The 21,324-nt window shown below is 66.2% G+C and carries 21 protein-coding genes; 4 read left to right on the plus strand and 17 right to left on the minus strand.

The window, feature by feature from the left end; translation table 11 throughout:
* Positions 1 to 10: 10 nt before the first annotated feature.
* The 13 genes from EG854_RS04680 to lipA all read right to left on the minus strand — a co-directional run bounded on the left by EG854_RS04680 (position 11) and on the right by lipA (position 10,827).
* A complete protein-coding gene (locus EG854_RS04680; RefSeq protein WP_123286555.1) occupies positions 11 to 1,276 on the minus strand; it encodes a pyruvate dehydrogenase complex dihydrolipoamide acetyltransferase in 1,266 nt (421 codons plus the stop codon).
* 7 nt (positions 1,277 to 1,283) lie between these two features.
* A complete protein-coding gene (locus tag EG854_RS04685; RefSeq protein ID WP_123286556.1) occupies positions 1,284 to 1,583 on the minus strand; it encodes a DUF5076 domain-containing protein in 300 nt (99 codons plus the stop codon).
* Positions 1,580 to 2,938, minus strand: a complete 1,359-nt coding sequence (locus EG854_RS04690) for a pyruvate dehydrogenase complex E1 component subunit beta (protein WP_123286557.1) — start codon at positions 2,936 to 2,938, stop codon at positions 1,580 to 1,582. Before EG854_RS04690 ends, EG854_RS04685 begins: the two co-directional genes overlap by 4 nt.
* A complete protein-coding gene (locus EG854_RS04695; protein ID WP_123286558.1) occupies positions 2,935 to 3,318 on the minus strand; it encodes a hypothetical protein in 384 nt (127 codons plus the stop codon). The genes EG854_RS04690 and EG854_RS04695 overlap by 4 nt, the downstream gene beginning before the upstream one ends.
* Complete coding sequence (gene pdhA / locus EG854_RS04700) at positions 3,319 to 4,338, minus strand: pyruvate dehydrogenase (acetyl-transferring) E1 component subunit alpha (protein WP_123286870.1); 1,020 nt, start codon at positions 4,336 to 4,338, stop codon at positions 3,319 to 3,321.
* Positions 4,339 to 4,454: 116 nt separating this feature from the next.
* On the minus strand, positions 4,455 to 4,787 hold the full coding sequence (locus tag EG854_RS04705) for an FtsB family cell division protein (protein WP_241153128.1): 333 nt from the start codon (positions 4,785 to 4,787) through the stop codon (positions 4,455 to 4,457).
* Positions 4,788 to 4,898: 111 nt separating this feature from the next.
* On the minus strand, positions 4,899 to 6,176 hold the full coding sequence (eno, locus tag EG854_RS04710; RefSeq protein ID WP_123286560.1) for a phosphopyruvate hydratase: 1,278 nt from the start codon (positions 6,174 to 6,176) through the stop codon (positions 4,899 to 4,901).
* An 82-nt stretch (positions 6,177 to 6,258) separates the two neighbouring features.
* Positions 6,259 to 6,876 (minus strand): hypothetical protein, encoded by a 618-nt coding sequence (locus EG854_RS04715; protein WP_164461849.1) that lies wholly within the window; start codon positions 6,874 to 6,876, stop codon positions 6,259 to 6,261.
* A gap of 104 nt (positions 6,877 to 6,980) precedes the next feature.
* On the minus strand, positions 6,981 to 7,163 hold the full coding sequence (rpmF, locus tag EG854_RS04720; RefSeq protein ID WP_123286562.1) for a 50S ribosomal protein L32: 183 nt from the start codon (positions 7,161 to 7,163) through the stop codon (positions 6,981 to 6,983).
* A 108-nt stretch (positions 7,164 to 7,271) separates the two neighbouring features.
* Positions 7,272 to 8,306, minus strand: a complete 1,035-nt coding sequence (locus tag EG854_RS13405) for a GNAT family N-acetyltransferase (RefSeq protein WP_123286563.1) — start codon at positions 8,304 to 8,306, stop codon at positions 7,272 to 7,274.
* Positions 8,299 to 9,408 carry an NAD(P)/FAD-dependent oxidoreductase gene (locus EG854_RS04730; protein ID WP_123286564.1) on the minus strand — a complete coding sequence of 370 codons (1,110 nt, stop codon included), beginning with the start codon at positions 9,406 to 9,408 and terminating at the stop codon, positions 8,299 to 8,301. The genes EG854_RS13405 and EG854_RS04730 overlap by 8 nt, the downstream gene beginning before the upstream one ends.
* Positions 9,405 to 9,857, minus strand: a complete 453-nt coding sequence (locus EG854_RS04735; protein ID WP_123286565.1) for a type II toxin-antitoxin system RatA family toxin — start codon at positions 9,855 to 9,857, stop codon at positions 9,405 to 9,407. Before EG854_RS04735 ends, EG854_RS04730 begins: the two co-directional genes overlap by 4 nt.
* A 7-nt stretch (positions 9,858 to 9,864) precedes the next feature.
* Positions 9,865 to 10,827: a lipoyl synthase gene (gene lipA, locus EG854_RS04740; RefSeq protein ID WP_123286566.1), complete on the minus strand. Its 963-nt coding sequence runs from the start codon at positions 10,825 to 10,827 to the stop codon at positions 9,865 to 9,867.
* A 206-nt stretch (positions 10,828 to 11,033) separates the two neighbouring features.
* Between lipA and EG854_RS04745 the strand changes: the two genes are divergently transcribed.
* Both EG854_RS04745 and EG854_RS04750 read left to right on the plus strand, forming a co-directional pair.
* Complete coding sequence (locus EG854_RS04745) at positions 11,034 to 12,578, plus strand: AMP-binding protein (protein WP_123286567.1); 1,545 nt, start codon at positions 11,034 to 11,036, stop codon at positions 12,576 to 12,578.
* Positions 12,579 to 12,654: 76 nt separating this feature from the next.
* Positions 12,655 to 13,053, plus strand: coding sequence for a DoxX family protein (locus EG854_RS04750; RefSeq protein ID WP_123286568.1), 399 nt, complete (start codon positions 12,655 to 12,657; stop codon positions 13,051 to 13,053).
* A 42-nt stretch (positions 13,054 to 13,095) separates the two neighbouring features.
* On the opposite strand, the gene wrbA is transcribed toward EG854_RS04750, so the two are convergent.
* The 3 genes from wrbA to EG854_RS04765 form a co-directional block, all read right to left on the minus strand.
* Positions 13,096 to 13,698: an NAD(P)H:quinone oxidoreductase gene (gene wrbA, locus EG854_RS04755; RefSeq protein ID WP_123286569.1), complete on the minus strand. Its 603-nt coding sequence runs from the start codon at positions 13,696 to 13,698 to the stop codon at positions 13,096 to 13,098.
* Positions 13,699 to 13,780: 82 nt separating this feature from the next.
* On the minus strand, positions 13,781 to 14,230 hold the full coding sequence (locus EG854_RS04760; RefSeq protein WP_123286570.1) for a hypothetical protein: 450 nt from the start codon (positions 14,228 to 14,230) through the stop codon (positions 13,781 to 13,783).
* Positions 14,227 to 15,114 carry a D-alanyl-D-alanine carboxypeptidase family protein gene (locus tag EG854_RS04765; protein ID WP_241153129.1) on the minus strand — a complete coding sequence of 296 codons (888 nt, stop codon included), beginning with the start codon at positions 15,112 to 15,114 and terminating at the stop codon, positions 14,227 to 14,229. The genes EG854_RS04760 and EG854_RS04765 overlap by 4 nt, the downstream gene beginning before the upstream one ends.
* Positions 15,115 to 15,237: 123 nt before the next feature.
* On the opposite strand from EG854_RS04765, the gene EG854_RS04770 reads away from it, so the two are divergent.
* On the plus strand, positions 15,238 to 16,629 hold the full coding sequence (locus EG854_RS04770; RefSeq protein WP_164461851.1) for an MFS transporter: 1,392 nt from the start codon (positions 15,238 to 15,240) through the stop codon (positions 16,627 to 16,629).
* 9 nt (positions 16,630 to 16,638) lie between these two features.
* On the plus strand, positions 16,639 to 17,439 hold the full coding sequence (gene mazG / locus EG854_RS04775; RefSeq protein WP_123286573.1) for a nucleoside triphosphate pyrophosphohydrolase: 801 nt from the start codon (positions 16,639 to 16,641) through the stop codon (positions 17,437 to 17,439).
* 679 nt (positions 17,440 to 18,118) lie between these two features.
* Here the strand turns inward: mazG and EG854_RS04780 are convergent.
* Entirely contained in the window at positions 18,119 to 21,316 is a 3,198-nt protein-coding gene (locus EG854_RS04780) for a discoidin domain-containing protein (RefSeq protein ID WP_241153130.1), read from the minus strand.
* Between the last annotated feature and the right edge of the window lie 8 nt (positions 21,317 to 21,324).

A 21,324-nucleotide genomic window follows, 5' to 3' on the forward strand; every position in this document is an offset into this window, starting at 1 on the left:
AGTGTCGTCCTTACGCCAGCATCGTCACGGGGTTTTCGATCATCGGCTTGAAGGCCTGCAGGAAGCGGGCGCCGATGGCCCCGTCAACCACGCGGTGATCGCAGGTCAGGGTGACGGTCATGACGGTGGCGACCGCCAGGCTGTCGCCGCGCACGACGGGGCGCTTCTCCCCTGCCCCGACACTCATGATCGCACCTTGCGGCTCGTTGAGGATCGAGGCGAAGGACTTGATGCCGAACATGCCGAGGTTCGAGACCGAGAAGGTGCCGCCCTGGAACTCCTCGGGCTTCAGCTTGCGGTCGCGCGCGCGCTTGGCCAGGTCCTTGGACTCGGTGGCGATTTCGGCCAGCGACTTGGTCTCGGCCGCACGAATGATCGGCGTGATCAGGCCGCCGTCGATCGCCACCGCCATGGCGACATCGGCATGATGGTGCATGGCGATGCCTTCGGGCGAATAGCTGGCATTGGCTTCCGGCACGGCCTTCAGGGCCATGGCCACCGCCTTCATGATGAAGTCGTTGACCGAGACCTTGATACCCTGCGGTTCCAGCAGGGCGTTGACCTGGGCGCGAGCGGCCAGCAGGCCGTCGATCTCGCAATCGATGGTCAGCGGGAAGTGCGGCACATCGCGGAAGCTGTCGGTCAGGCGGCGGGCGATGGCCTTGCGCATGCCGTCCAGCGGGATGAGGTCATAGCTGCCGTCCGGGATGCCCATCTGGGCCAGCGACTGAACCTTGCGGGGTTCGCCGGCGGTGGCGGCGGCAGTGGCGCTCTTGGCCGTGCCGCCCTTGCCGGCGGATTCGACGTCCGCCTTGACGATACGGCCGTGCGGGCCGGTGCCCTTGAGGGTCTTCAGATCCAGACCGGCGTCCTTGGCGAGACGACGCGCCAGCGGCGAGGCGAAGATGCGCTCACCGTCCTTGGCCGGTGCGGGCGGCGCCTTGGTGGCCTCCGCCTTTTCTGCCGCAGGTTCAGGCTTCGGCCCAGCCTTGGCGTCTTCCTTTGCGGTCTCGGGCTTTTTCGGCGCGGGCGCGGCGTCGTCGCCGGCCAGACGGGCGATGGGGGTGTTGACCTTCACGCCTTCGGTCCCGGCCTCGACCAGGATTTCAAGCACTTCGCCCTCATCGACCGCTTCGACCTCCATGGTCGCCTTGTCGGTCTCGATCTCGGCGATGACGTCTCCGGCCGAGACGGTGTCGCCGACCTTGACGTGCCATTTGGCCAGAACGCCCTCTTCCATCGTCGGGGACAGGGCGGGCATCAGAATGTCGGTCATGCGGCGCTCACTCCTTCTCGACGAGGGTCTGGACGTCGTTGCGCTTCAGGACTTCCGAGAAGCCTTCGAGGATGGCGTTATAGGCCTTGCGCTCATCGTGGCCGTGACGCACCGCATAGCCGTGGGCCATGTGCTTGGCCGCGAGCGCCAGCATGTGGCCGTACTGGCGCGGGTCGCTGAAGGCCGGCTTGATCGACATGACCGGCTCGCCCTTCGACCACCACATGCGGGTCAGCTCGATGGCATTGGGGTCGGACGCGACGCTTTCCGGCGTCGTCAGCTGGTATTCGGACGGTTCCTGGGTCATGCGGTCACCGCCTTCACAGCCTTGATGATCTTGTCGACGCCCGGAAGCGACAGGGCCTCCAGATTGGCGGCATAGGGCAGCGGCACATCTTCCTGATGCACGCGCAGTGGCGGGGCGTCCAGATAGTCAAAGGCGTGCTCGATCACCCGGGCCACGACCTCGGCGCCGACGCCCATGGGCCCCCAGCCTTCCTCGGCCGAGACCAGCCGGTTGGTCTTCTTCACGCTCTCGACGATGGTTTCGTGGTCCAGCGGGCGCAGGGTGCGCAGGTCGATGACTTCGCAGTCGATGCCTTCTTCGGCCAGCTTTTCAGCGGCCTGCAGGGCAAAGCCGACCATACGGCTGTGTGCGGTGATGGTGACATCGGTGCCTTCGCGGCGGACCTTGGCCTTGCCGATCGGCAGAACGTAGTCGTCGACCTCCGGAACGTCGAACTCGATGCCGTACATCATCTCGTGCTCGAGGAAGACGACCGGATTCGGATCGCGGATAGCCGCCTTCAGCAGGCCCTTGGCATCGGCCGCATCATAGGGGGCGATGACCTTCAGGCCGGGCACCTGGGCGTACCAGGCGGAATAGTCCTGGCTGTGCTGGGCCCCGACGCGGCTGGCGGCGCCGTTGGGCCCGCGGAACACGATGGGCGCGCGGATCTGGCCGCCCGACATATAGAGGGTCTTGGCCGCCGAGTTGATGATGTGGTCGATGGCCTGCATGGCGAAGTTGAAGGTCATGAACTCGACGATCGGCTTCAGCCCCGCCATGGCCGCGCCCACGCCCAGACCGGCAAAGCCGTGCTCGGTGATCGGGGTGTCGACGACGCGCTTGTCGCCGAACTCCTGCAGCAATTCGCGGCTGACCTTGTAGGCGCCCTGATACTGGGCGACCTCCTCGCCGATCAGAAAGACACTCTCGTCGCGGCGCATTTCCTCGGCCATGGCGTCGCGCAGGGCGTCGCGGATGGTCGTCTTGACCAGCTTGGCATCGGCCGGGATTTCCGGATCTTTCAGCTCGGTTTTCGGCTTGACCGGCGCATCGGCAGGGGCGCCTTCAGACTCAGGCGCCTCCTCGGCTTTGGCATGGGCCTTGGGAGCTTCGGGCGCAGGGGCGGCGGCGCCATCCTCACCGGCCAGACGGGCGATGGGCGTATTGACCTTCACGCCCTCGGAGCCCTCGGCCACGAGGATTTCAAGCACTTCGCCTTCATCGACGGCCTCGACCTCCATGGTTGCCTTGTCGGTCTCGATCTCGGCGATCACATCCCCGGCGGAGACCGTGTCCCCCGCCTTGATGTGCCATTTGGTCAGCGTACCCTCTTCCATCGTGGGGGACAGCGCCGGCATCAGAATGTCGGTCATGCTTGAACCTTCAGATCACGGATCAGCAAGCTGCCGTCCTTCTCAAATGCGTGTTGCTCCAGGAGTCTGCGACCAGCCTCCAACGCGTCATTTCTCAGCGCTACCAACGACGTGAACAGATCCTTCCACTGAGGGTCTGCCAGGCGGATAGCGTCAATGGTCACTCCCCACCTTGCCGATCGATCACCAATTTCCACCAGGAAGCTGGCGTAGCCTCGATCACGATGAACCAGCTCGCCGCCGATATATGCGAATGGTCCCTGCGCGTCGAAATTGCGCATGTCGTCGAGGTCGTTTGACTTGGGTTCAACACCATACGCCCAAGCCGTCAGCGACCGTTGGGCGGACTTCGGCAGCACCGAGAACAGGCGATCTAACACCTAAACCTCCACGTAGACGTCAGTATAGAGCTCGGAGGGGTCCGGTTCGGGACTTTCCTGGGCGAACTGGACAGCCTCGGCGACGATACCCTTGATCTCGGCGTCGATGGCCTTGATCTCGTCCTCGGTGGCCTTGGCCTCGGCCAACAGTTTTTTCACATGCTCGATCGGGTCGCGAGTGGTCTTCATTTCGTCGACCTCTTCCTTGGCCCGGTATTTGGCCGGATCGCTCATGGAGTGGCCGCGATAGCGATAGGTCTTCATCTCGAGGATGAAGGGGCCGCCGCCTTCGCGGGCGCGCTTGACCGCCTTGGCCACGGCGTCGCGCACGGCGATGACGTCCATGCCGTCGACCTGTTCGCCCGGAATGCCGAAGCTGGCGCCGCGCTCGCTGAGCTGGGTCGTCGAGGACGACCGCTCGATGCTCGTGCCCATGGCGTACTGGTTGTTCTCGATGATGTAGATGGCCGGCAGCTTCCATAGCTGGGCCATGTTGAAGCTTTCGTAGACCTGGCCCTGGTTGGCCGCGCCGTCACCGAAATAGACGAAGGCGACCGAGTCATCACCGCGATAGCGTCCGGCAAAGGCCAGACCGGTGCCGAGCGCCACTTGGGCGCCGACGATGCCGTGGCCGCCATAGAAGCCGGTCGGCACGTCGAACATGTGCATCGAGCCGCCCTTGCCCTTGGACGAGCCGCCGATGCGGCCGGTCAGCTCGGCCATGACCTCTTTCGGGTCCATGCCGGCGCACAGCATGTGGCCGTGGTCGCGGTAACCGGTGATGATCTTGTCGTGGCCCTGTTTGACGCTTTCCTGGACGCCCACGGCCACGGCTTCCTGGCCGATGTACAGGTGACAGAAGCCGCCGATCAGGCCCATGCCGTAAAGCTGGCCCGCGCGCTCCTCGAACCGGCGGATCAGCACCATCTCGCGGTAGTAACGCAGCAGGTCTTCCTTGGTCGCGGCGGGGCCGTTGGACCGTTTGGCGGACGTGGATTTCTGTGCGGCGGCTTTCGCCATCCGGGCCTCCCGGCGTTGCGGCCCGTCGCCCATGCGCGCGCCTGTCATTACGAAAGCGGCTTTAGCAGCCTTCGTTCCGAAAACGCAAAGCGGCCCGTCCGGGCTGTAACATTAGTTTAGAGGCTGGGGGCGGCCTGTGTGGCCACGGGTGTCGCGAGGCTGACCCGGATCACATGGTCTGCCGGGTCGGCATAGCCCAGCAGCACCCGCGCACGCTCTTCCAGCAGGTCGCGCGACAGGTGGTCGGTCTGGAGATAGCGAACGCGGAGTTCCAGGTCCTGGCGCTCCTCGGTCAGCCGCAGGTAGGTGGCTTCGCGTTTGGCCAGGGTCGCGGCGCGTTCATCACCGGTCAACAGGCCGTACTGCCCCGTCAGGGCCTGCACCCCCAGATAGAGGACGCTCAAGACAAGCAAGGCAGACAGGACGTAGGGCTTCATCCATTCAGGCACTGAGAACGCTCCTTCTGAGCGTGAACTATGGTTCTCGATGCCTGCACGAAAATGCCTAACGAACCGTAGCTTGGCCGTAAGATTTCAGCGCCTGAAGGGCGTTGTTATGGCCTATTTCAGCAGCATGCCGTCGCCGAAATAGAGGCCTTGGTCGCCCAGCATCTCCTCGATGCGCAGCAGCTGATTGTATTTGGCCGTGCGGTCCGAGCGGGCCAGCGATCCGGTCTTGATCTGTCCGCAGTTGGTGGCGACCGCCAGATCGGCGATGATCGAGTCTTCGGTCTCGCCCGAACGGTGGCTCATCACGGCGGTGTAGCCCGCGCGGTGGGCCATATCGACCGCATCCAGAGTCTCGGAAAGCGTGCCGATCTGATTGACCTTGATCAGGATTGAGTTGGCCAGACCCTCGCCGATGCCGGCGGCCAGACGCACGGGATTGGTCACGAAGAGATCGTCGCCGACCAGCTGGATCTTGTCGCCCAGACGGTCGGTCAGCAGTTTCCAGCCGTCGAAATCATCCTCGGCGCAGCCGTCCTCGATCGAGACAATCGGGAAGCGCTCACACAGGTCGGCCAGATAGGCGACCATGCCATCCGATTCGAGCGTCTTGCCTTCGCCTTCAAGGCGGTACTTGCCGTCCTTGTAGAATTCGGTCGACGCCACATCGAGACCCAGGTGGAAGTCCTCGCCCGCCAGATAGCCGGCCGCCTGCCCCGCCTTTGTGATGAACTCCAGCGCGGCCTCGGCCGAGGCCAGGTTCGGGGCAAAGCCGCCCTCATCGCCGACGTTGGTGTTGTGGCCCGCATCCTTCAGCGCCTTCTTGAGCGCGTGGAAGATTTCCGCGCCCATACGCAGGGCTTCCGAGAAGCTCTCGGCCCCGGTGGGCAGGATCATGAATTCCTGAATGTCGATCGGATTATCGGCATGGGCGCCGCCGTTGATGATGTTCATCATGGGCGTCGGCAGGATGCGGGCGGTCACGCCCCCGACATAGCGGTGCAGCGGCAGGCCCGCCGACATGGCGCTGGCCTTGGCGCTGGCCAGGCTGACGCCGAGGATGGCGTTGGCGCCCAGACGGCTCTTGTTGGCGGTGCCGTCCAGGCCGATCAGGGTTTCGTCGATGCGGCGCTGGTCTTCGGCATCCAGACCGCTGAGGGCGTCGAAGATCTCGCCGTTGACGGCATCGACCGCCTTCATCACGCCCTTGCCGCCCCACAGCGACTTGTCGCCGTCGCGCAGCTCGACCGCTTCATGGGCGCCGGTGGAGGCTCCCGACGGTACAGCCGCACGCCCGAAAGCGCCATCTTCCAGCGTCACATCGACCTCGACCGTGGGATTGCCCCGGCTGTCCAGAATCTGGCGGGCGGTGATGTCGGCGATGTCGGTCATGGGGCTCGGCTCGGGGGCTGCGAATTATCAGGTCGCGCGGGTGTAGCGCAGCCCCGGCCAAACGCCAATCAGGCGGACGCGATCAGAGACACCCTTCGACGTACTGGATCGAGGGGCCGCCCGCGTGGATGGCCATGACCGTCCCGTCAGATCCGATCTCATAGACGATACCGCGGGCGTTCTCGTCCTCGACATAGCCCTCGCCGCCAGCGCGGGTCCAGACGGTGACATATTCGGCGGGCGCATCCTGATATTTGTGCGGGGTGACAATCGCCCGATCCCCATAGGCGGCTTTGACGCGTTCGGCCGTGTCGCCGACGCGGAGCCCCTTGTCCGTCATGATTTCAGACGGATCGGTCAGCGAAATACGGGTCAGGCGATCGCTCTGAACCATCAGCAGCATAGATTCGGGTGCGCGCTCCGGACGGAACTGATCGCAGCTTTCGGGGTCGGGGCCACCGACGGCATTGGGGTTGGCGTCTTCGCCCAAGGCCTCGACGATCTCGGCGCGGGTCATGCCGATCCGCAGGGACTCCCAGCCCTCTCCGGTCAGAGTGACGCCCGTCGTCGCAGCAGCCGTGGGATCCGTGGCCGCAGGCGGCGGCACAGGGTCGGTCGGGGTCTCGGTTTCAGGGCTGCAGGCTGCCAGCAAGGCGATCATACCGGCGGCGCCGAGCAACTGCTTCAGGTGGTGTGACATGTGATGACTCCCCCTCGTCGGCAGCGTAACGCACAAAACGCCGCCCGGGTGCCCCGGACGGCGCTGAAATGTGCAGACAGTCAGGTGTCGCCGAAGCGACGGACCTAGTCTTCCTTGGGCGTCAGGACCTGGCGGCCACGATAGGTGCCGGTCTTCAGGTCGATGTGGTGCGAGCGGCGCAGCTCACCGGTGTCCTTGTCCTCGACGTGCGGGTTGGAGCCCAGCGAGTCGTGGGCGCGGCGCATATTGCGACGCGAGGGGGATACTTTGCGCTTCGGAACGGCCATTTCCGTCTCAATCTCGGTTAGAGGCACCCGTTGGGGCGCGAAAACAATTGCGGCGGCCCAGAAGAGCCGCCAGCGGAGGGCGGCTTATGCCTCAACCCGCGCCGGAGTTCAAGCGTCTGTGCGCCACCGCCATTCCTCGCGCGAAACGGCGTAGAAATAGCTGTTCTTCCACTCGCCCCCGACATTCCAGGTCCGCTCGGCAAAGCCAGTGCGGCGAAATCCAAGACTTTCCAGCAGGCGAATCGATGCGGCATTGTCGGGATCGACGTCGGCCGTGGCCTCCGCGTGGTCGGTCAGGGCGAACAGACGAGCCAGGACGGCGACCACAGCCTCACGGGCCAGCCCCAGCCGCCAGTGGTCGGGGTGCAGGATGTAGCCGATGTCCGGCGCAGCAAAGAAACCGGCCTTGCCGATCACCTGACCGTCGCGTTCGATCAGGAAGTCGAGGCCGGAGTGCTGATGGGCTATCATGCTGTCCAACCAGGCACGGGTCTGGTCGAGGGTCTCATGCGGCGGTGACGACCACCATGTCATGGCCTCGGGCCGGGTGAAGACGGCGTGCAGGGCGTCGAGGTCGTCGGGTCGGGCCGGTCGCAGCACCAGCCGGTCCGTAACGATCCGGTCCAGCGGCTTTTCAAGCACGGTGAAGGCCAGGTCGTCGCGTTTCGGTAAACCAAACCGGGGGTCGGTCGCGGGAAACGGGCGAGTCTCGCTCGTCAGGCGGTAGCCGCGCCGCTGATACCATTCGATCAGTTCGTGCCGGTGGACGATGACGGTCATCTCCATCCGGCGGGTGTGGAAATGCCGGAACGCGTGCGCTTCAGCTGCGGCAATCAGACGACGGCCCAGCCCCCTGTCTTGCAGCGCGGGATCCACGGTCAGCATACCGAGGTAGGCCAGCTCCGCGCCGCGATCGGTGACGTGGACGCAGCCGGTCAGGGCCGCGCCATCCGTGGCGACCAGCACGACCTGACCGGTCGTGGTGATGGCAGAGCGAAGGGAGTCACGGTCGATGCGGCTGCCGTCCAGAAGGTCGGCCTCATGGGTCCAGCCGCGACGGGCGCTGTCGCCGCGATAGGCGGCGTGCACCAGAGCGTCCAGCGCCTCAAGGTCGTCGGGTGTGGCAGGGCGGAACTCAGACATCCAGCCGATCCGCGACGATTTCGCCGAGGGCGAGCGAGCTGGTCAGGCCGGGGCTCTCGATGCCGAACAGGGCCATCAGACCGTCGAGGCCATGGACCTCGGACCCATGGAGCTGGAAGTCAGGCTGATCCTCGCCGGCCCCATGCAGTTTGGGCCGGATCCCGGCATAGTCCGGGACCAGACGTTCGGCCTCAACACCGGGCCAGAAGCGACGGATGTAATGAGCAAACACGTCGCGCTTGTCCGGATCGACGGCGTAGTCCTCGGTCTCGACGAAGGCGAGGTCCGGACCGAACACCCCCTGCCCACCCAGATCCTTGCGGTAATGGGTGCCCAAGGCCCCTGCGATGGGCGGCGGATAGATCAGGCGGTTGAAAGGGGCCGGACCGGTCAGGCGGAAATAGACGCCCTTGCCGAAATGGCCTGCGGGAATCTCGTCGGCGGGATAGCCCTCGATCGACCGGGCGACGGCCTGGGCTGACAGTCCGGGTGCGGTGACCAGAAGGCGGCTGGTGACCGTCATGGCTCCCTCACCGCCGACCCGGATCGAGAAGCCGCCACCGGAAAGCGGCTCGGCCCCCTCGAGCGGTGCCGAGATGACGACCGACCCGCCTGCGTCCTCGATCTCGCCCTGCAGCGCCAGCATATAGCCGTGGCTGTCGAACACCCCGCTCTCGGGCGACAGGATGGCAGCATGGGCATTGAGGGCGGGCTCGAGCGCCCGGGCCTCGGCGCCTGTGAGATGTTCCAGCCCCTCGACGCCATTGGTGGTCGCTTGCCGGAAAATGGCTTCGATGCGGGCGACCTCGGTCTCATCGGTGGCCACGACCAGCTTGCCGCATTTCCAGTGATCGACCTTGCGGCTCTCCAGAAAGGCATAGAGCCGGCGCCGCCCCTCGACGCAGGCGCGCGCCTTCAGCGATCCGGTCGGATAGTAGAGGCCGCCGTGGATGACCTCGGAATTGCGCGAGGACACGCCCTGGCCGATGTGGCCTTCTTTGTCGAGCACCAGAACCGTCAGACCGCGCTTCGACAGCGCCCGACCGCAGGCCAGACCCACGGCCCCTGCCCCCACGACCGTGGCGTCGAAGTCGAAGGTCATGACGCCCCGTAGCGCCGCGCGGCCTCAGCCTCGAACCGGCGGATCAGGGATTCGACCGCGCGGTCGAAGTTGGCCTTCAGCATGGCGTCGAGGATCGGCGACCGGAAGGCGAAGTCGATCATGAACTCCAGCCGCGCGCCCTCAGGATGCTGGAAGAAGGCCCAGCGGTTCTTCAGATGTTTGAACGGCCCCCGGATCAGCCCGACCTCGACCTTCGACTGATTGACGTCATGCCGGACCCAGGTGGAGAACCGCTCTTTCAGAAAGGCGAAACCGACACCCGCCTCGGCATCCAGCAGGCTGACACCGGGGGCTTCCTCACGCGCGTTCCAGACGCGCATGGAGGTGACCCAGGGCACAAAGTCCGGATAGGCACGCACGTCAGCGACCAGCGCGGCCAGCTGGTCCGGCGCATAGGGCAGAACTCGGGTCAGGGTGTGGACGGCCAAGCGAGGCTCAGCGTCCGGTCTGGGCCAGTCGCGCCGCCTTGAGCCGGGCGAAGTCGTCGCCGGCGTGGTGCGAGCTGCGGGTCAGGGGCGAGGACGACACCATGAGGAAACCCTTGGCACGGGCGATGGCCTCATAGGATTTGAACTCGTCCGGGGTGACGAACCGGTCGATGGCCGCGTGCTTGCGGGTCGGCTGCAGGTACTGGCCGATGGTGATGAAGTCGACGCCGGCCGAGCGCATGTCGTCCATGACCTGCATGACCTCTTCCTTGGTCTCACCCAGGCCGACCATGATGCCGGACTTGGTGAACTGGTTGGGGTCGCGTTCCTTGACCTGCTGCAGCAGGCGCAGGGAGTGGAAGTAGCGGGCCCCGGGCCGGATCTTCAGATACAGGCGCGGGACGGTTTCAAGGTTGTGGTTGAAGACGTCGGGCTTCGCGTCGATCATCACCTCGGCCGCGCCGTCCTTGCGCAGAAAGTCGGGCGTCAGGATCTCGATGGTCGTGTTCGGCGCCTGGATGCGGATCTGGCGCACGACCTCGGCGAAATGAGCCGCGCCACCGTCGGAGACGTCGTCCCGGTCCACCGAGGTGATGACGACGTGGTTCAGGCCCAGCTGGGCCACGGCCAGCCCGACCTTGGCCGGCTCTTCGGGGTCGAGCGGTTGGGGCAGGCCCGTCTTGACGTTACAGAAGGCGCAGGCGCGGGTGCAGGTGTCGCCCATGATCATCAGGGTGGCGTGCTTCTGGCTCCAGCACTCGCCGATGTTGGGGCAGGCCGCCTCCTCGCAGACTGTGACGAGGCCCTTGTCCTTCACGATGGCCCGGGTGGCATTGTACTGGCCCGACCCGGGGGCCTTGACCCGCAGCCAGTCAGGCTTTTTCAGCACAGGGCTTTCCGGCCGGTTGCGCTTTTCCGGGTGGCGCAGTTCGGCGGGCGACCGTTGCAGGGTGTCGATCAGGGTGACCATGGCGTCAGGGCTTCGGCGGCGGCGTAAGGGCTCAAGAGCCGCTATGTCGGCCTTCAGCACCCGGATGGCAAGCCGCAACGGCCATTGGCGTGTCCTCACGCCGTGTAACTTATCTTTTCAAGGGCCGTTCGGGTCTCTAGTTTGGCCCCAGACATCAAGGAGGGGCGCCAAGACCCCTCACAGGGAGGTATCGTTTGTCGTCAGACATGCACGCCAGGGCCGTTCAGGAAACCATCTTTGACGCCCTCGTCGCGGCTCGCGACAAATATGGTGACAAGCCGATCCTTGAGGACCTGGACCGTAACCCGTTGACCTATACCGGGCTGATCCGGGCCGCCATGGTGCTGGGTCGCAAGATCGCCGCCATAACCGAGCCGGGCGAGCGGGTCGCCATCCTGTTGCCGTCCAGCTCGGGCGTCGTGGTCACCTTCTATGGTCTGCACGCCATGGGACGGGTGCCGGTGATGCTGAACTTCACCTCGGGCGAGATGAATCTGAAGGCCGCGATCAAGGCCTCGGGCGTCAAGCGCATCCTGTCGGCCAAGCGGTTCATCACCCAGGCCAAGCTGGAGGCGCTGACCGACAGCCTGGCCGAGGTCGCCGAGATCATCTGGCTGGACGACATCCGCAAGACCATCGGCCTGCCCGACAAGCTGTTCGGCCTGATGGCCGGGTTCTTTCCCAAGCAGTTCCGCGTGGAGACCCAGCCGTCGGATCCGGGCGTGATCCTGTTCACCTCGGGCAGTTTCGGCAGCCCCAAGGGGGTGATGCTCAGCCAGTCGAACCTGGTCTCGAACGTGCGTCAGGTGGCCACCCACATCGACCTCGATCCCGACTGGGTGATGTTCAATCCCCTGCCGACCTTCCACTGTTTCGGTCTGACGGGCGGCGTGCTGCTGCCGCTGCTGACGGGGATGAAGGCATTCCAGTATCCCTCGCCGCTGCACGCCAAGCAGATCGTCGAGCTTTTGCCCGATGTGAAGGCCTCGATCCTGTTCGCCACCGACACCTTCCTGAACCAGTATGCGCGGGTGGCGGGGCCGGACGATTTCGCCACACTGCAGTTCGTGGTGGCCGGGGCTGAGCGGGTCCGGGACGAGACCCATCATCTGTTCAATACGCGCTTCGGCGGCCTGAAGCTGCTGGAGGGGTACGGGGCGACCGAGGCCGCCCCCGTCGTTGCCGTCAACCATCCGGACCGGAACCGCCCCGGTACGGTCGGTCAGATGCTGCCGGACATGGAATGGCGGGTGGATCCTGTCGCCGGGATCGAGACCGGCGGGCGCCTTTACCTGCGCGGCCCGAACGTCATGGCGGGCTATATATCGCCCGACGATCCGGACCGGCTGGAGCCCCTGCGCGACGGCTGGCACGACACCGGCGACATCGTCGAGATCGACACTGATGGCTATGTCAGCATTCTTGGGCGCGTAAAGCGGTTCGCCAAGGTCGGCGGCGAGATGATCAGTCTGATGGCGGTCGAGGGTCTGGCCAGCGCGGTCTGGCCCGAGTCCCGCCATGCCGTGGTCGCCGTGCCGGACAGCCGCAGGGGCGAGAAGCTGGTGCTGGTCACCGACCGCATGGACGCTGATTCTGCCCGCCTGACCGAATGGGCGCGCAGCCACGGGGCCCCGGATCTGGCCGTGCCCAAGCGGATCATCAAGGTGAAGGAAGTGCCGGTTCTGGGCACCGGCAAGACCGACTATGTCGCCATCCAGCGCATGGTCGAGTCCGAGGCCGAAGCCGCCTGACCGTCCTTAGAACGACGATTGATCTGAAACCGTAGCCATTGCAGTCTCGCCATTCCAATCAAGGGAGGCTGTCACCATGTTCGATTCGCTTGAGCGTCACCGTCCTACGGCCCTGGCGGGCCTTCGGATCATTACCGGTCTCATGTTCATGCAGCACGGGACCCAGAAGATCTTCTCCTTCCCGGCCGAGGCCCGGGGGCCGTTCGAGCTGATGAGCCAGATGGGCATCGGCGGCGTGCTGGAGCTGGTCGGCGGCGCGCTGATCGTGCTGGGCCTGTTCACGCGGCCGGTCGCCTTCCTGCTGTCCGGCATGATGGCCGTGGCCTATTTCCAGTTCCACGCCATGTCAGGGGGTCTGTTCCCGATGGTCAATGGCGGTGAGCTGGCGGCGCTGTACTGCTGGGTGTTCCTGTATCTGGTGTTTGCCGGTCCGGGCGCACTCAGCGTGGACGGCATTCTGGCCAAGAAGGCCTGATCAGCCCCCTGCCCCGGTTTTGCCCCGGGGCAGGGATCGCCGTCAGCCGAACAGCTTCTTCGCGGTCTCGGCCGCCAGTCGCCCCTGGAAGCGGGCGCCTTCCAGTTCGTTGTCGCTGGGCATGCGCGACCCGTCACCGCCGGTGATGGTCGTCGCGCCATAGGGTGAGCCGCCGGTGATCTCGTCCATGCGCATCTGACCCTGCCAGGTGTAGGGCAGGCCGACAACCAGCATGCCGTGGTGCATGATGGTCTGGATCAGGCCGATCAGGGTCATTTCATTGCCGCCGTGCTGGGTGGCGGTCGAGGTGAAGGCGCCACCGACCTTGCCGGCCAGGGCGCCCTTGGCCCAGAGACCGCCCGTCTGGTCGAGGAAGTTCCGCATCTGGGAGGCGGCGGTGCCATAGCGGGTGCCTGCCCCGATCAGGATGGCGTCATAGTCGGCCAGCTCCTCCACCTTGGCGATGGGCGCAGCCTGATCCAGCTTGTAGCCGCTCTTCTTCGCCAGTTCCTCGGGGACCAGTTCGGGTACGCGCTTGATGTCGACGACCGCGCCGTCAACCTCACGGGCGCCTTCCGCGATGGCCTCGGCCATGCGCTCCACGTGTCCGTAAGTCGAGTGATAGAGGACGAGAACCTTGGGCATAAAAGCCTCCTTGTAATACGTAACCGTTACAGTGTCGAAATAGGATGCAGGTCAACGCATTCAAGGGCCGCTCAGCACATTTTCAGAAAGGGCAGACCCGCCTGTAAAAGGCATCGTCACCGGGAACGGTTGCACCGTGCGCCAGCAAAAACCGGTGCTCAACGACAGAGGCCTGCTGCTCGATGTTGAGGGTGGCCCAGTTTGTCCGGGGGCCGCAGTCGTAGGCATAGGCGGCGGGGTTGTCGCCGGCCTTGAGCTTGGCGATCAGCAAGTTGACGCCCTGCTGGGCCTGCCAGACGTGGACCAGTTCGTGGATCAGGGTCGCCTGACGCCTCAGCGGTCCCTGTGACAGGTCGTCCGCCCAGACGGCTGTCGGCCAGCAGATCCACTCGCGCCCTGCCACCCCGCCCGGCACGAAGGCGCGCCGGAGCAGGGGCGGCAGGCGGAGAAGGCGGACGGTGTCGGTCCGCAGCACCGGACCGAAGACCGACCGGGCCAGATCGACCTCGCCCGGAGCGAGGGCCCGGATCATTTCACCATCATCGGCGGGATGTGCGGCCGGGGCGCCAGCCGTTCGGAGTTCAGCACCTCGGTGGTCGGGCCGGTCCATTCCCAGTGCCAGGGCTCATAGACATAGGGGACGAAGCCGAAGCGGTGGGCGTTCTCGACCAGCCAGCGATAGGCCGGACCGCGTGTCTGGTGCCGGCGGTTGGCCCAGCGGGTCGAGTCGACCCCGTGTCCCGCCAGATGGCCGACATAGAGGTCGATCGCGGTCCCCGTGCGATGGGGCGAACAGACCGCGCGCCTGAGGCCATCGCAGTTGCCTTCTCGGGCACAGCGGGCGGCGTCGGCCTCGGGATCGCGATAGCTGGAGAAGACCTGCAGCAGTTCGGGGTTGTCGGCGATCTCGGGCACTTCGGCGCGGGCGGCGCGGACCATCAAGCGATAGGCATTGAGGACGTCATACTGGAGCAGGCGCACCATGCGGTCGGCGTGCTCCTCGGTCGGGTCGAGATACCCCAGCTCGCTCTGGGGCGGCGGTTCCGGGCAGATGTCGGCCACACGGGCCATGACGAACGGACGGCGCTCCTGCCACAGACCCTTGAAGACCTGGAAGGTGTCGCGGGTGAACAGTCCGTTGGCGACGAGACCATAGCGCTTCTGGAAACCGGCGAGGGCCACGGCAAAGCCGGGGGTGTCCGGGCCGCAGGCGGTGCCGAGTTCCCGCGAGATCAACGGCAGATAGGCCAGCCAGCCGCGCTCGGTCTGGTCGAACGGCCGCCACACCATCCAGTCGAAGGAGTAGCCGTTGACCATTGCAATCCCGGCAAAGCCCGGTCGGCCGCCGCAGTCGTCCTCGGCCAGGGCCGGGCGCGCCACGCCCAGTCCGATCAGGAGAACAGCTACAAGGGTCACGATCCGCGTCATGGCGAGAGGAAGCCTGACGCCGGGCCGGAGAGCAAGGGGGCACTCGCCAGAAGCGGATTCGCGGTATGACGGGAGGCGCGGTCGAGTCGCGCCTTGAGCCAGCGGATCTTCATGACGTCTGCCCCCTCGCCCGCCAAACGCCTGCCGAACCGGACGCTGGCCGCCTTTTCGGCCGCCTGCCTGCCCTATGCGGCGCTGGGCCTGCCCGTCTATGTGACCCTGCCCGAGTTTTACGCCAGCCATGTCGGCGTCGATCTGGCGCTGGTCGGGGTGATCTTTCTGGTCATCCGGCTGGCCGATATCGTTGTCGACCCGGCGCTGGGCATGGTCATTGATCGCACGCACAGCCGCTTTGGCCGCTATCGCCTGTGGATGGGCATGGCCGCGCCGGTGCTGATGCTGGCGGTCGGCATGCTGTTCATGGTCAGTCCGGGTGCGGGCGGCGCCTATCTGGCGATCTGGCTGATCGTCATGTCGCTCGGCTTTTCCGTCAGCCTGTTGTCGCAGGTCAGCTGGGCCTCGACCCTGACCAGCGACTATGACCAGCGATCCCGCATCTACGGCTGGTGGCAGACGGCCAATATCGTCGGTGTTCTGGTGGTCCTGTTGATCCCGGCGCTGGTGCAGAATTTGGGCCTTGGCGACTATGCCTCGGCGGTGCGCTGGCAGGGGTGGTTCATCATCGTCGCCCTGCCCCTGACCCTGGCCATCACCTTTGCCTTTACGCCCGAGCCCAAGGCGGGCCCCAGCCCCGACAAGGCCGCGCGGTTCGCCTATCTGTCGCTGTTCAAGTTGCCGGTGATGCAAAGGCTGCTGACCGCTGACCTGATGCTGGGCATTGCGCGGGGCGTGGTCGGGGCGCTGTTCTTCTATTTCTTCGAGGCGGTGCAGGGCTTTGCCCGGGCCGAGACCTCGATCCTGCTGCTGGTCTATTTCGTTGCCGGGCTGGCGGGGGCGCCGGTGTGGAGCGCGCTGGCGGTGCGGATGGGCAAGCACGCGGCGCTGATCCTGGCCTGCGTCTATTTCGCCGTGACCCTGCTGCTGGCCGCCTTTGCCGGGCCGGTGCTGGTGCCGCTGGCCGAGGCGGCGGGGCTGGGCAATGCCGAGGTGGTGGTCGCCGGCCTGATGGTGGCGCTGGTCGGGCTGGCCTTTGCCTCGGGTGATCTTTTGCTGCGCGCCATGATGGCCGATGTCGCTGATCAGGTGCGGCTGGAGCAGGGTGAGGACCGGACGGGGCTGCTGTTCTCGATCCTGACGGCGACCTCCAAGCTGGGCTATGCCGTGTCGGTGATGACCTTTGCCGGGCTGAGGCTGACCGGGTTCGATCCGGCGCTGGGCGGGGCCAACAGCGAGACTGCGCTGATCTGGCTGCAGGCCATGTTTGCGGGACTGCCCGCCCTGTGCCTCGTGGTCGGGGCCTGGGCCCTGTGGCGCTACCCGCTGGACCAGAAGCGCCACGCCGAAATCCGCGCAGCGCTTGAGGCCCGGGGCGGAGCCGGTTAGGTCCGACGCATGACCGACATGCCCCCTGCCCCGCTCGACCGCCTGCGCGCCATCATGGTCCGGCTGCGCGATCCCGTGACCGGCTGTCCGTGGGATGTGGAGCAGACGTTTTCGACCATCGCGCCCTATACGCTGGAGGAGGCCTATGAGGTCGCAGACGCGATCGAGCGCGGAGATTTCGACGAGCTGAAGTCCGAGCTGGGCGATCTGCTGTTTCAGGTCGTCTTCCATGCGCGGATGGCCGAGGAGGCCGGACTGTTCGATTTTGATGCCGTGGCCGGGGCCATCGCCGACAAGCTGGAGCGGCGCCACCCGCATGTGTTCGGCGATGAAGCGGCCAAGGCCGATGCCGCCTCGCAGAAGGCGCGCTGGGAGGACATCAAGGCCGCCGAGCGCACCGCGAAGGCCCAGCATGGGGTGCTGGACGATGTGCCCGTCGGCCTGCCGGCACTGGCCCGGGCGGCCAAGCTGACGAAGCGGGCGGCGCGGGTCGGATTCGACTGGCCGTCGACCGCCGAGGTGTTCGCCAAGCTGGACGAGGAGGTCGCCGAGCTGAAGGTCGAGATCGCCGCCGGGTCCCCCGAACGCATGAAGGACGAGGTCGGCGACCTGCTATTCGTCGTCGCCAATCTGGCCCGTAAGCTGGGCATCGAGCCCGAGGATGCCCTGCGCGGATCCAATGCCAAATTCGTGCGCCGGTTCGCCTTCATTGAGGCCGAACTGGCCAAGGATGGGCGCACGCCCGATCAGTCGGACCTGACGGAGATGGACGCCCTGTGGAATGGGGCCAAGGTCGCGGAACGCGGGTGAGCGGAAGCCCCCGTCCGTGTTTGCGGCGGGTTGGAGGGCAGGCGGAGCGCCGGGCCTTCGCCCGGAGTGAATGAGTATTACCGTTTCGACGAAAGCTGACGCTCCGCGCGGTGGTTTTCCGGAAGCTTGCGTCGGGTGGCCGTATTCGGGCCTTACCGCAGCGCCCCCGGCGGGCAGGGCCTTCCTGCGAAGGCTCCCGGACGATCGAGTATCCCCCTCGACCCAATGTTTTTGGGGCCTACCGTTCGCGCCGCGGGCGCTCACTGCTTGAGGCCCGAAGTTTGATCGGCGGTGTCCCAACAACCCCGCTCCATCCGCCCCCGCCGCTCACAAGGTCGCAGGCCTTACGAGCCCTCCGTGCCACGGGACGTGAGGAGTGTGGCACACGGCGGGACCTGGTCGGGCAGAACGGTCCGGGAAACGACGGTGACGTTGAAAGGGGTGGGCTTTCGGGCGGCGGCTATCCTATTTGCTGGTCTCAGCCAGACACAATGACCCTTCTCCCGGTGGGACCCGAAGGGCCGCGCGAAGCCTGAGAAGGTGGCGCGTGAGCGCCGGATGAGGGTCAGCGGCCTCTGTCGGCGAATGCCGTGGCAGGACCGGTGCGACGGCTCACGCCGAAGGATGCAGAAAGCCCCTCACCCCCAACCCCCTCTCCCGCCGGGAGAGGGGAAACGTTTTAGCGCAGCTCCACGCGGCGGGTGCCGGGGGGCAGGACCAGCTCGCCGCCGGACCACTCCACGGGGCGACCGTCGATGCGGGCGGTGCGGACGTCGCTGCCCGGAGGCCAGGCGAGGACGAAGCCGCCGGGCGGCGTGGCGGTGGTGTCGAGGTCGAGCAGATAGCCGCGACCGTCCTGGCGCAGGTGCCAGCTGACGGGGCCGTAGGCGGTGCGCAGATTGGCGATGCCGACCCCCTCCTCCGTCTCGATCCAGTCCATCGGGATGCCGGCGGCCAGCACCAGGGCGTGGTCGCGGTCGCGCTCATGCACGAACAGATCCAGCGCCGAGCGGATATAGTCAGAGCTGATCCAGGCGTGGGGCATGTCGCCGATGAAGCGAGGCTCGCGCTCGTGACGGCCGACGACCTCGGCCCAGCCGTTCCAGGCCTGCGGGCGCAGGTCGCCGAAGAAGTAGTCGAGGGCGGCGATGGCGCGGTCGCGCTGGCCCAGCCGCACGAAGGCCCCGACTGAGCGCAGCTCGTACGGCGTGTAGTCGGGCCAGTCGGGGCGGGGATCCCAGTCCTCGGCCATCAGGGGAGTCCAGTCGCCGGTGCGGCGCGCCTCGAAATTCAGCCAGTAGAGGTCGAAGGTCCGTTGCAGCAGGTCCTGCGGCAGGACGTCGATCAGGCCGCCGGGCGACAGGCCAATGGTGGTCGAGGTGGCGTCGAAATCACCCCTGTCAGCCGCGCCCGCGATCCAGTCGATGTCGTGGAAGGCGGCGGTGGCGATGATGGCGGCCGAGATGTCGGCGCTGAACTGATCCCGGCCGGCGGCGAAGCGGGCCTCGGCCGCGTCCTCGCCCAGCACATCGGCGATGAAGACGGCGTCGCGATAGCCGACCAGCCCCCAGAAGTCGTCCCAATAGGAATAGGCGATCTTGTCCGAATAGCCCTCGTGGCTGATCGTCGGGGGCAGCAGGCCGTACAGGTGGCGGGTGTCGGGGGTCTGGAACTCGGCCGTGCGAGTCTCGGCGCGGAGTTCATCCATATAGGCGATCGCGCCCTCGACCTGGGGCCAGACGTCGCGCAGCAGAGCCTGATCACCGGTGTAGCGATAGACTTCGGCAGCGAGGAAGACGAACTCGCCATGGCTGTCGTTCTCGGGCACGGGGTCGGCGCCGCGGGCATCGACGCAGCACGGCACCTTGCCGTTGTCGAACACATAGGGGGCGAACCAGCGGAGATAGTCGGCCGAGATGTCGGCGTGACCCAGCCGGTTCAAGCCCTCGGCGATCATGGCGCCGTCGCGGATCCAGGACCGGTTGTAGGAGCGGGTGCCGGGCTGGAGTATCGGCCCCTGACGCGACATCAGGATGTGGGCCAGCGAGGACTTCAGCACATCCTCGACCTGCTGGGCCTGGGGCGGCAGGATCAGGTCGACGCGGTCGATCTTCGCGCGCCAGTCGGCGGCGACGCGGTTCTCGACGGCATCCAGCGCAGCCTCGACCGAGCCGGTGACCGGCAGCGGCTCGGGGACACCGGCCATGGGCAGCATCCAGCCGAACTGGCGGGTTTCGCCGGGCTGGAGGGTGACTTCATAGAACAGCGCTCCGGCCATCAGGCCGTCGTCGGATTCCACCAGGCGCTCATCCACCGGCTGGCGGCGGTCGGGTTGGGTCAGCAGGCTATGGGGATCGGCGCCGGACGCAAAGATGGATGCCGCAACCGCATCGGGCATCACCAGCGGACGCACGCGGGTGTCGTCGTTCAGCACCAGCTCGCCGCCGGTCCAGTCGATCTGGAGGATGGGGCCGACGCCGCCGGGGACGGCAAGGAACTGCCGGGGGCCGTTGACCTGATAGGGGCGTGCCATCAGGGCCAGAGTGACGGTACGCGCTCGGTCCGAGGTGTTGGTCAGATGATAGCGACCGAACAGTCGCGAGCTCTCGGGCGTGCCGTCGGCGAAGGCCTCGATCTTGAGCGTCAGGCCGTCGGCCTGCCACTCGACCCAGGGCATGGGCAGGTCGTCGTCGCGCAGCCCCTGGGTGATGTTGACGTCGGCCCAGGTGGTCAGGCGGCCGTCTTCCAGAATGAAGGGTTCGATGGAAGGGCCGCCGCGGCGCAGCTCGATGGCGCCGTCCTCGCCCATCAGGCCGCTTTCGCCGCCGCCATCGACGCCAACGAGGGTCCAGTAAGGCTGTTCGCCGTGGAAGCCACGCGGATACTGGCCACGGCGCGAGTCCGAGGCGATGGCGGTCACAAAGGCGGTCTGCGAGGCGCCGAACGCCAGCGGCCGGATCTCGATTTCCGAGAGGCCATAGGTCGGCTCGCCGTCCATCAGGTCGAACTGAAGATAGCGCCCCGAGGCTTCGGGTGTGCGCAGCCAGTCGGTGCCGCCATCGCCGTATTCCACGCGGGCGATTTCGGTCCATTCAAGACCGTCATTGGAGGTTGAAACGCTATAGCGATCAGCCTCCCCGCCGTCTTCCCAGTGCAGGACCAGGCCGCCGAACTCGCGCTCATAGCCGAGGTCGAGGGTCACCCCCTGGGACACACCGTATTCGCTGCGCCAGACGGTCGAGGGATCGCCATCTACGGCATTGGCGATCGGAAAGGCCGCCAGTTCGGAGGTCGTGGTGGCCAGCGGGCGCGGCGGCACCGATGGCTCGGGCGGCAGTTCGCGCAGGGTCAGCTGGTCGATCTCGATATGGCCGGACCCGCCCTCGGCCGCGACCACGACAAACTCCATCCGCGCGGCCTGACGCAGGACGGGGTCCTCGCCCGGGCCCCAGGCCTTGGACACCTGACGGCGCTTGATGGTGAACAGGGTCCAGTCGTCGGGGAAGTCATAGCGGGTGGTCTGGCGCCACCAGACGTTCTCGTTCTCTGCGTCGGTGAATTTGACCTCGAAGGTGTTGAGCGGACCGACTCCGCGCACCCAGAAGCTGATCTCGTAGTTCTCGGGCAGGGTGAGGTCGATCTCACGCGCGGCAAAGGCATAGCCCGCGCGGCCGTTGAAGTCGAAGTCGAGGCGCAGCGCCTGCCCTTCCCGCCCCGGAACGGTGCGGATGGTTGACGTCACATCCGTCGAGGCGTCGGCTTCCCACGCGCCGGTGGTCTCGAAGGCGTCGAGCACGCGAGTGTCCTGGGCGAGCGCGGGCATGGCAGCCAGAAGACAGGCCGTGATCGCCAGAAGGCCGTTTCGGATCATGGGCATACGGAGCA

Origin of the sequence: Brevundimonas halotolerans (assembly GCF_003730275.1) — a bacterium.
Taxonomy (GTDB): Bacteria; Pseudomonadota; Alphaproteobacteria; order Caulobacterales; family Caulobacteraceae; genus Brevundimonas; species Brevundimonas halotolerans.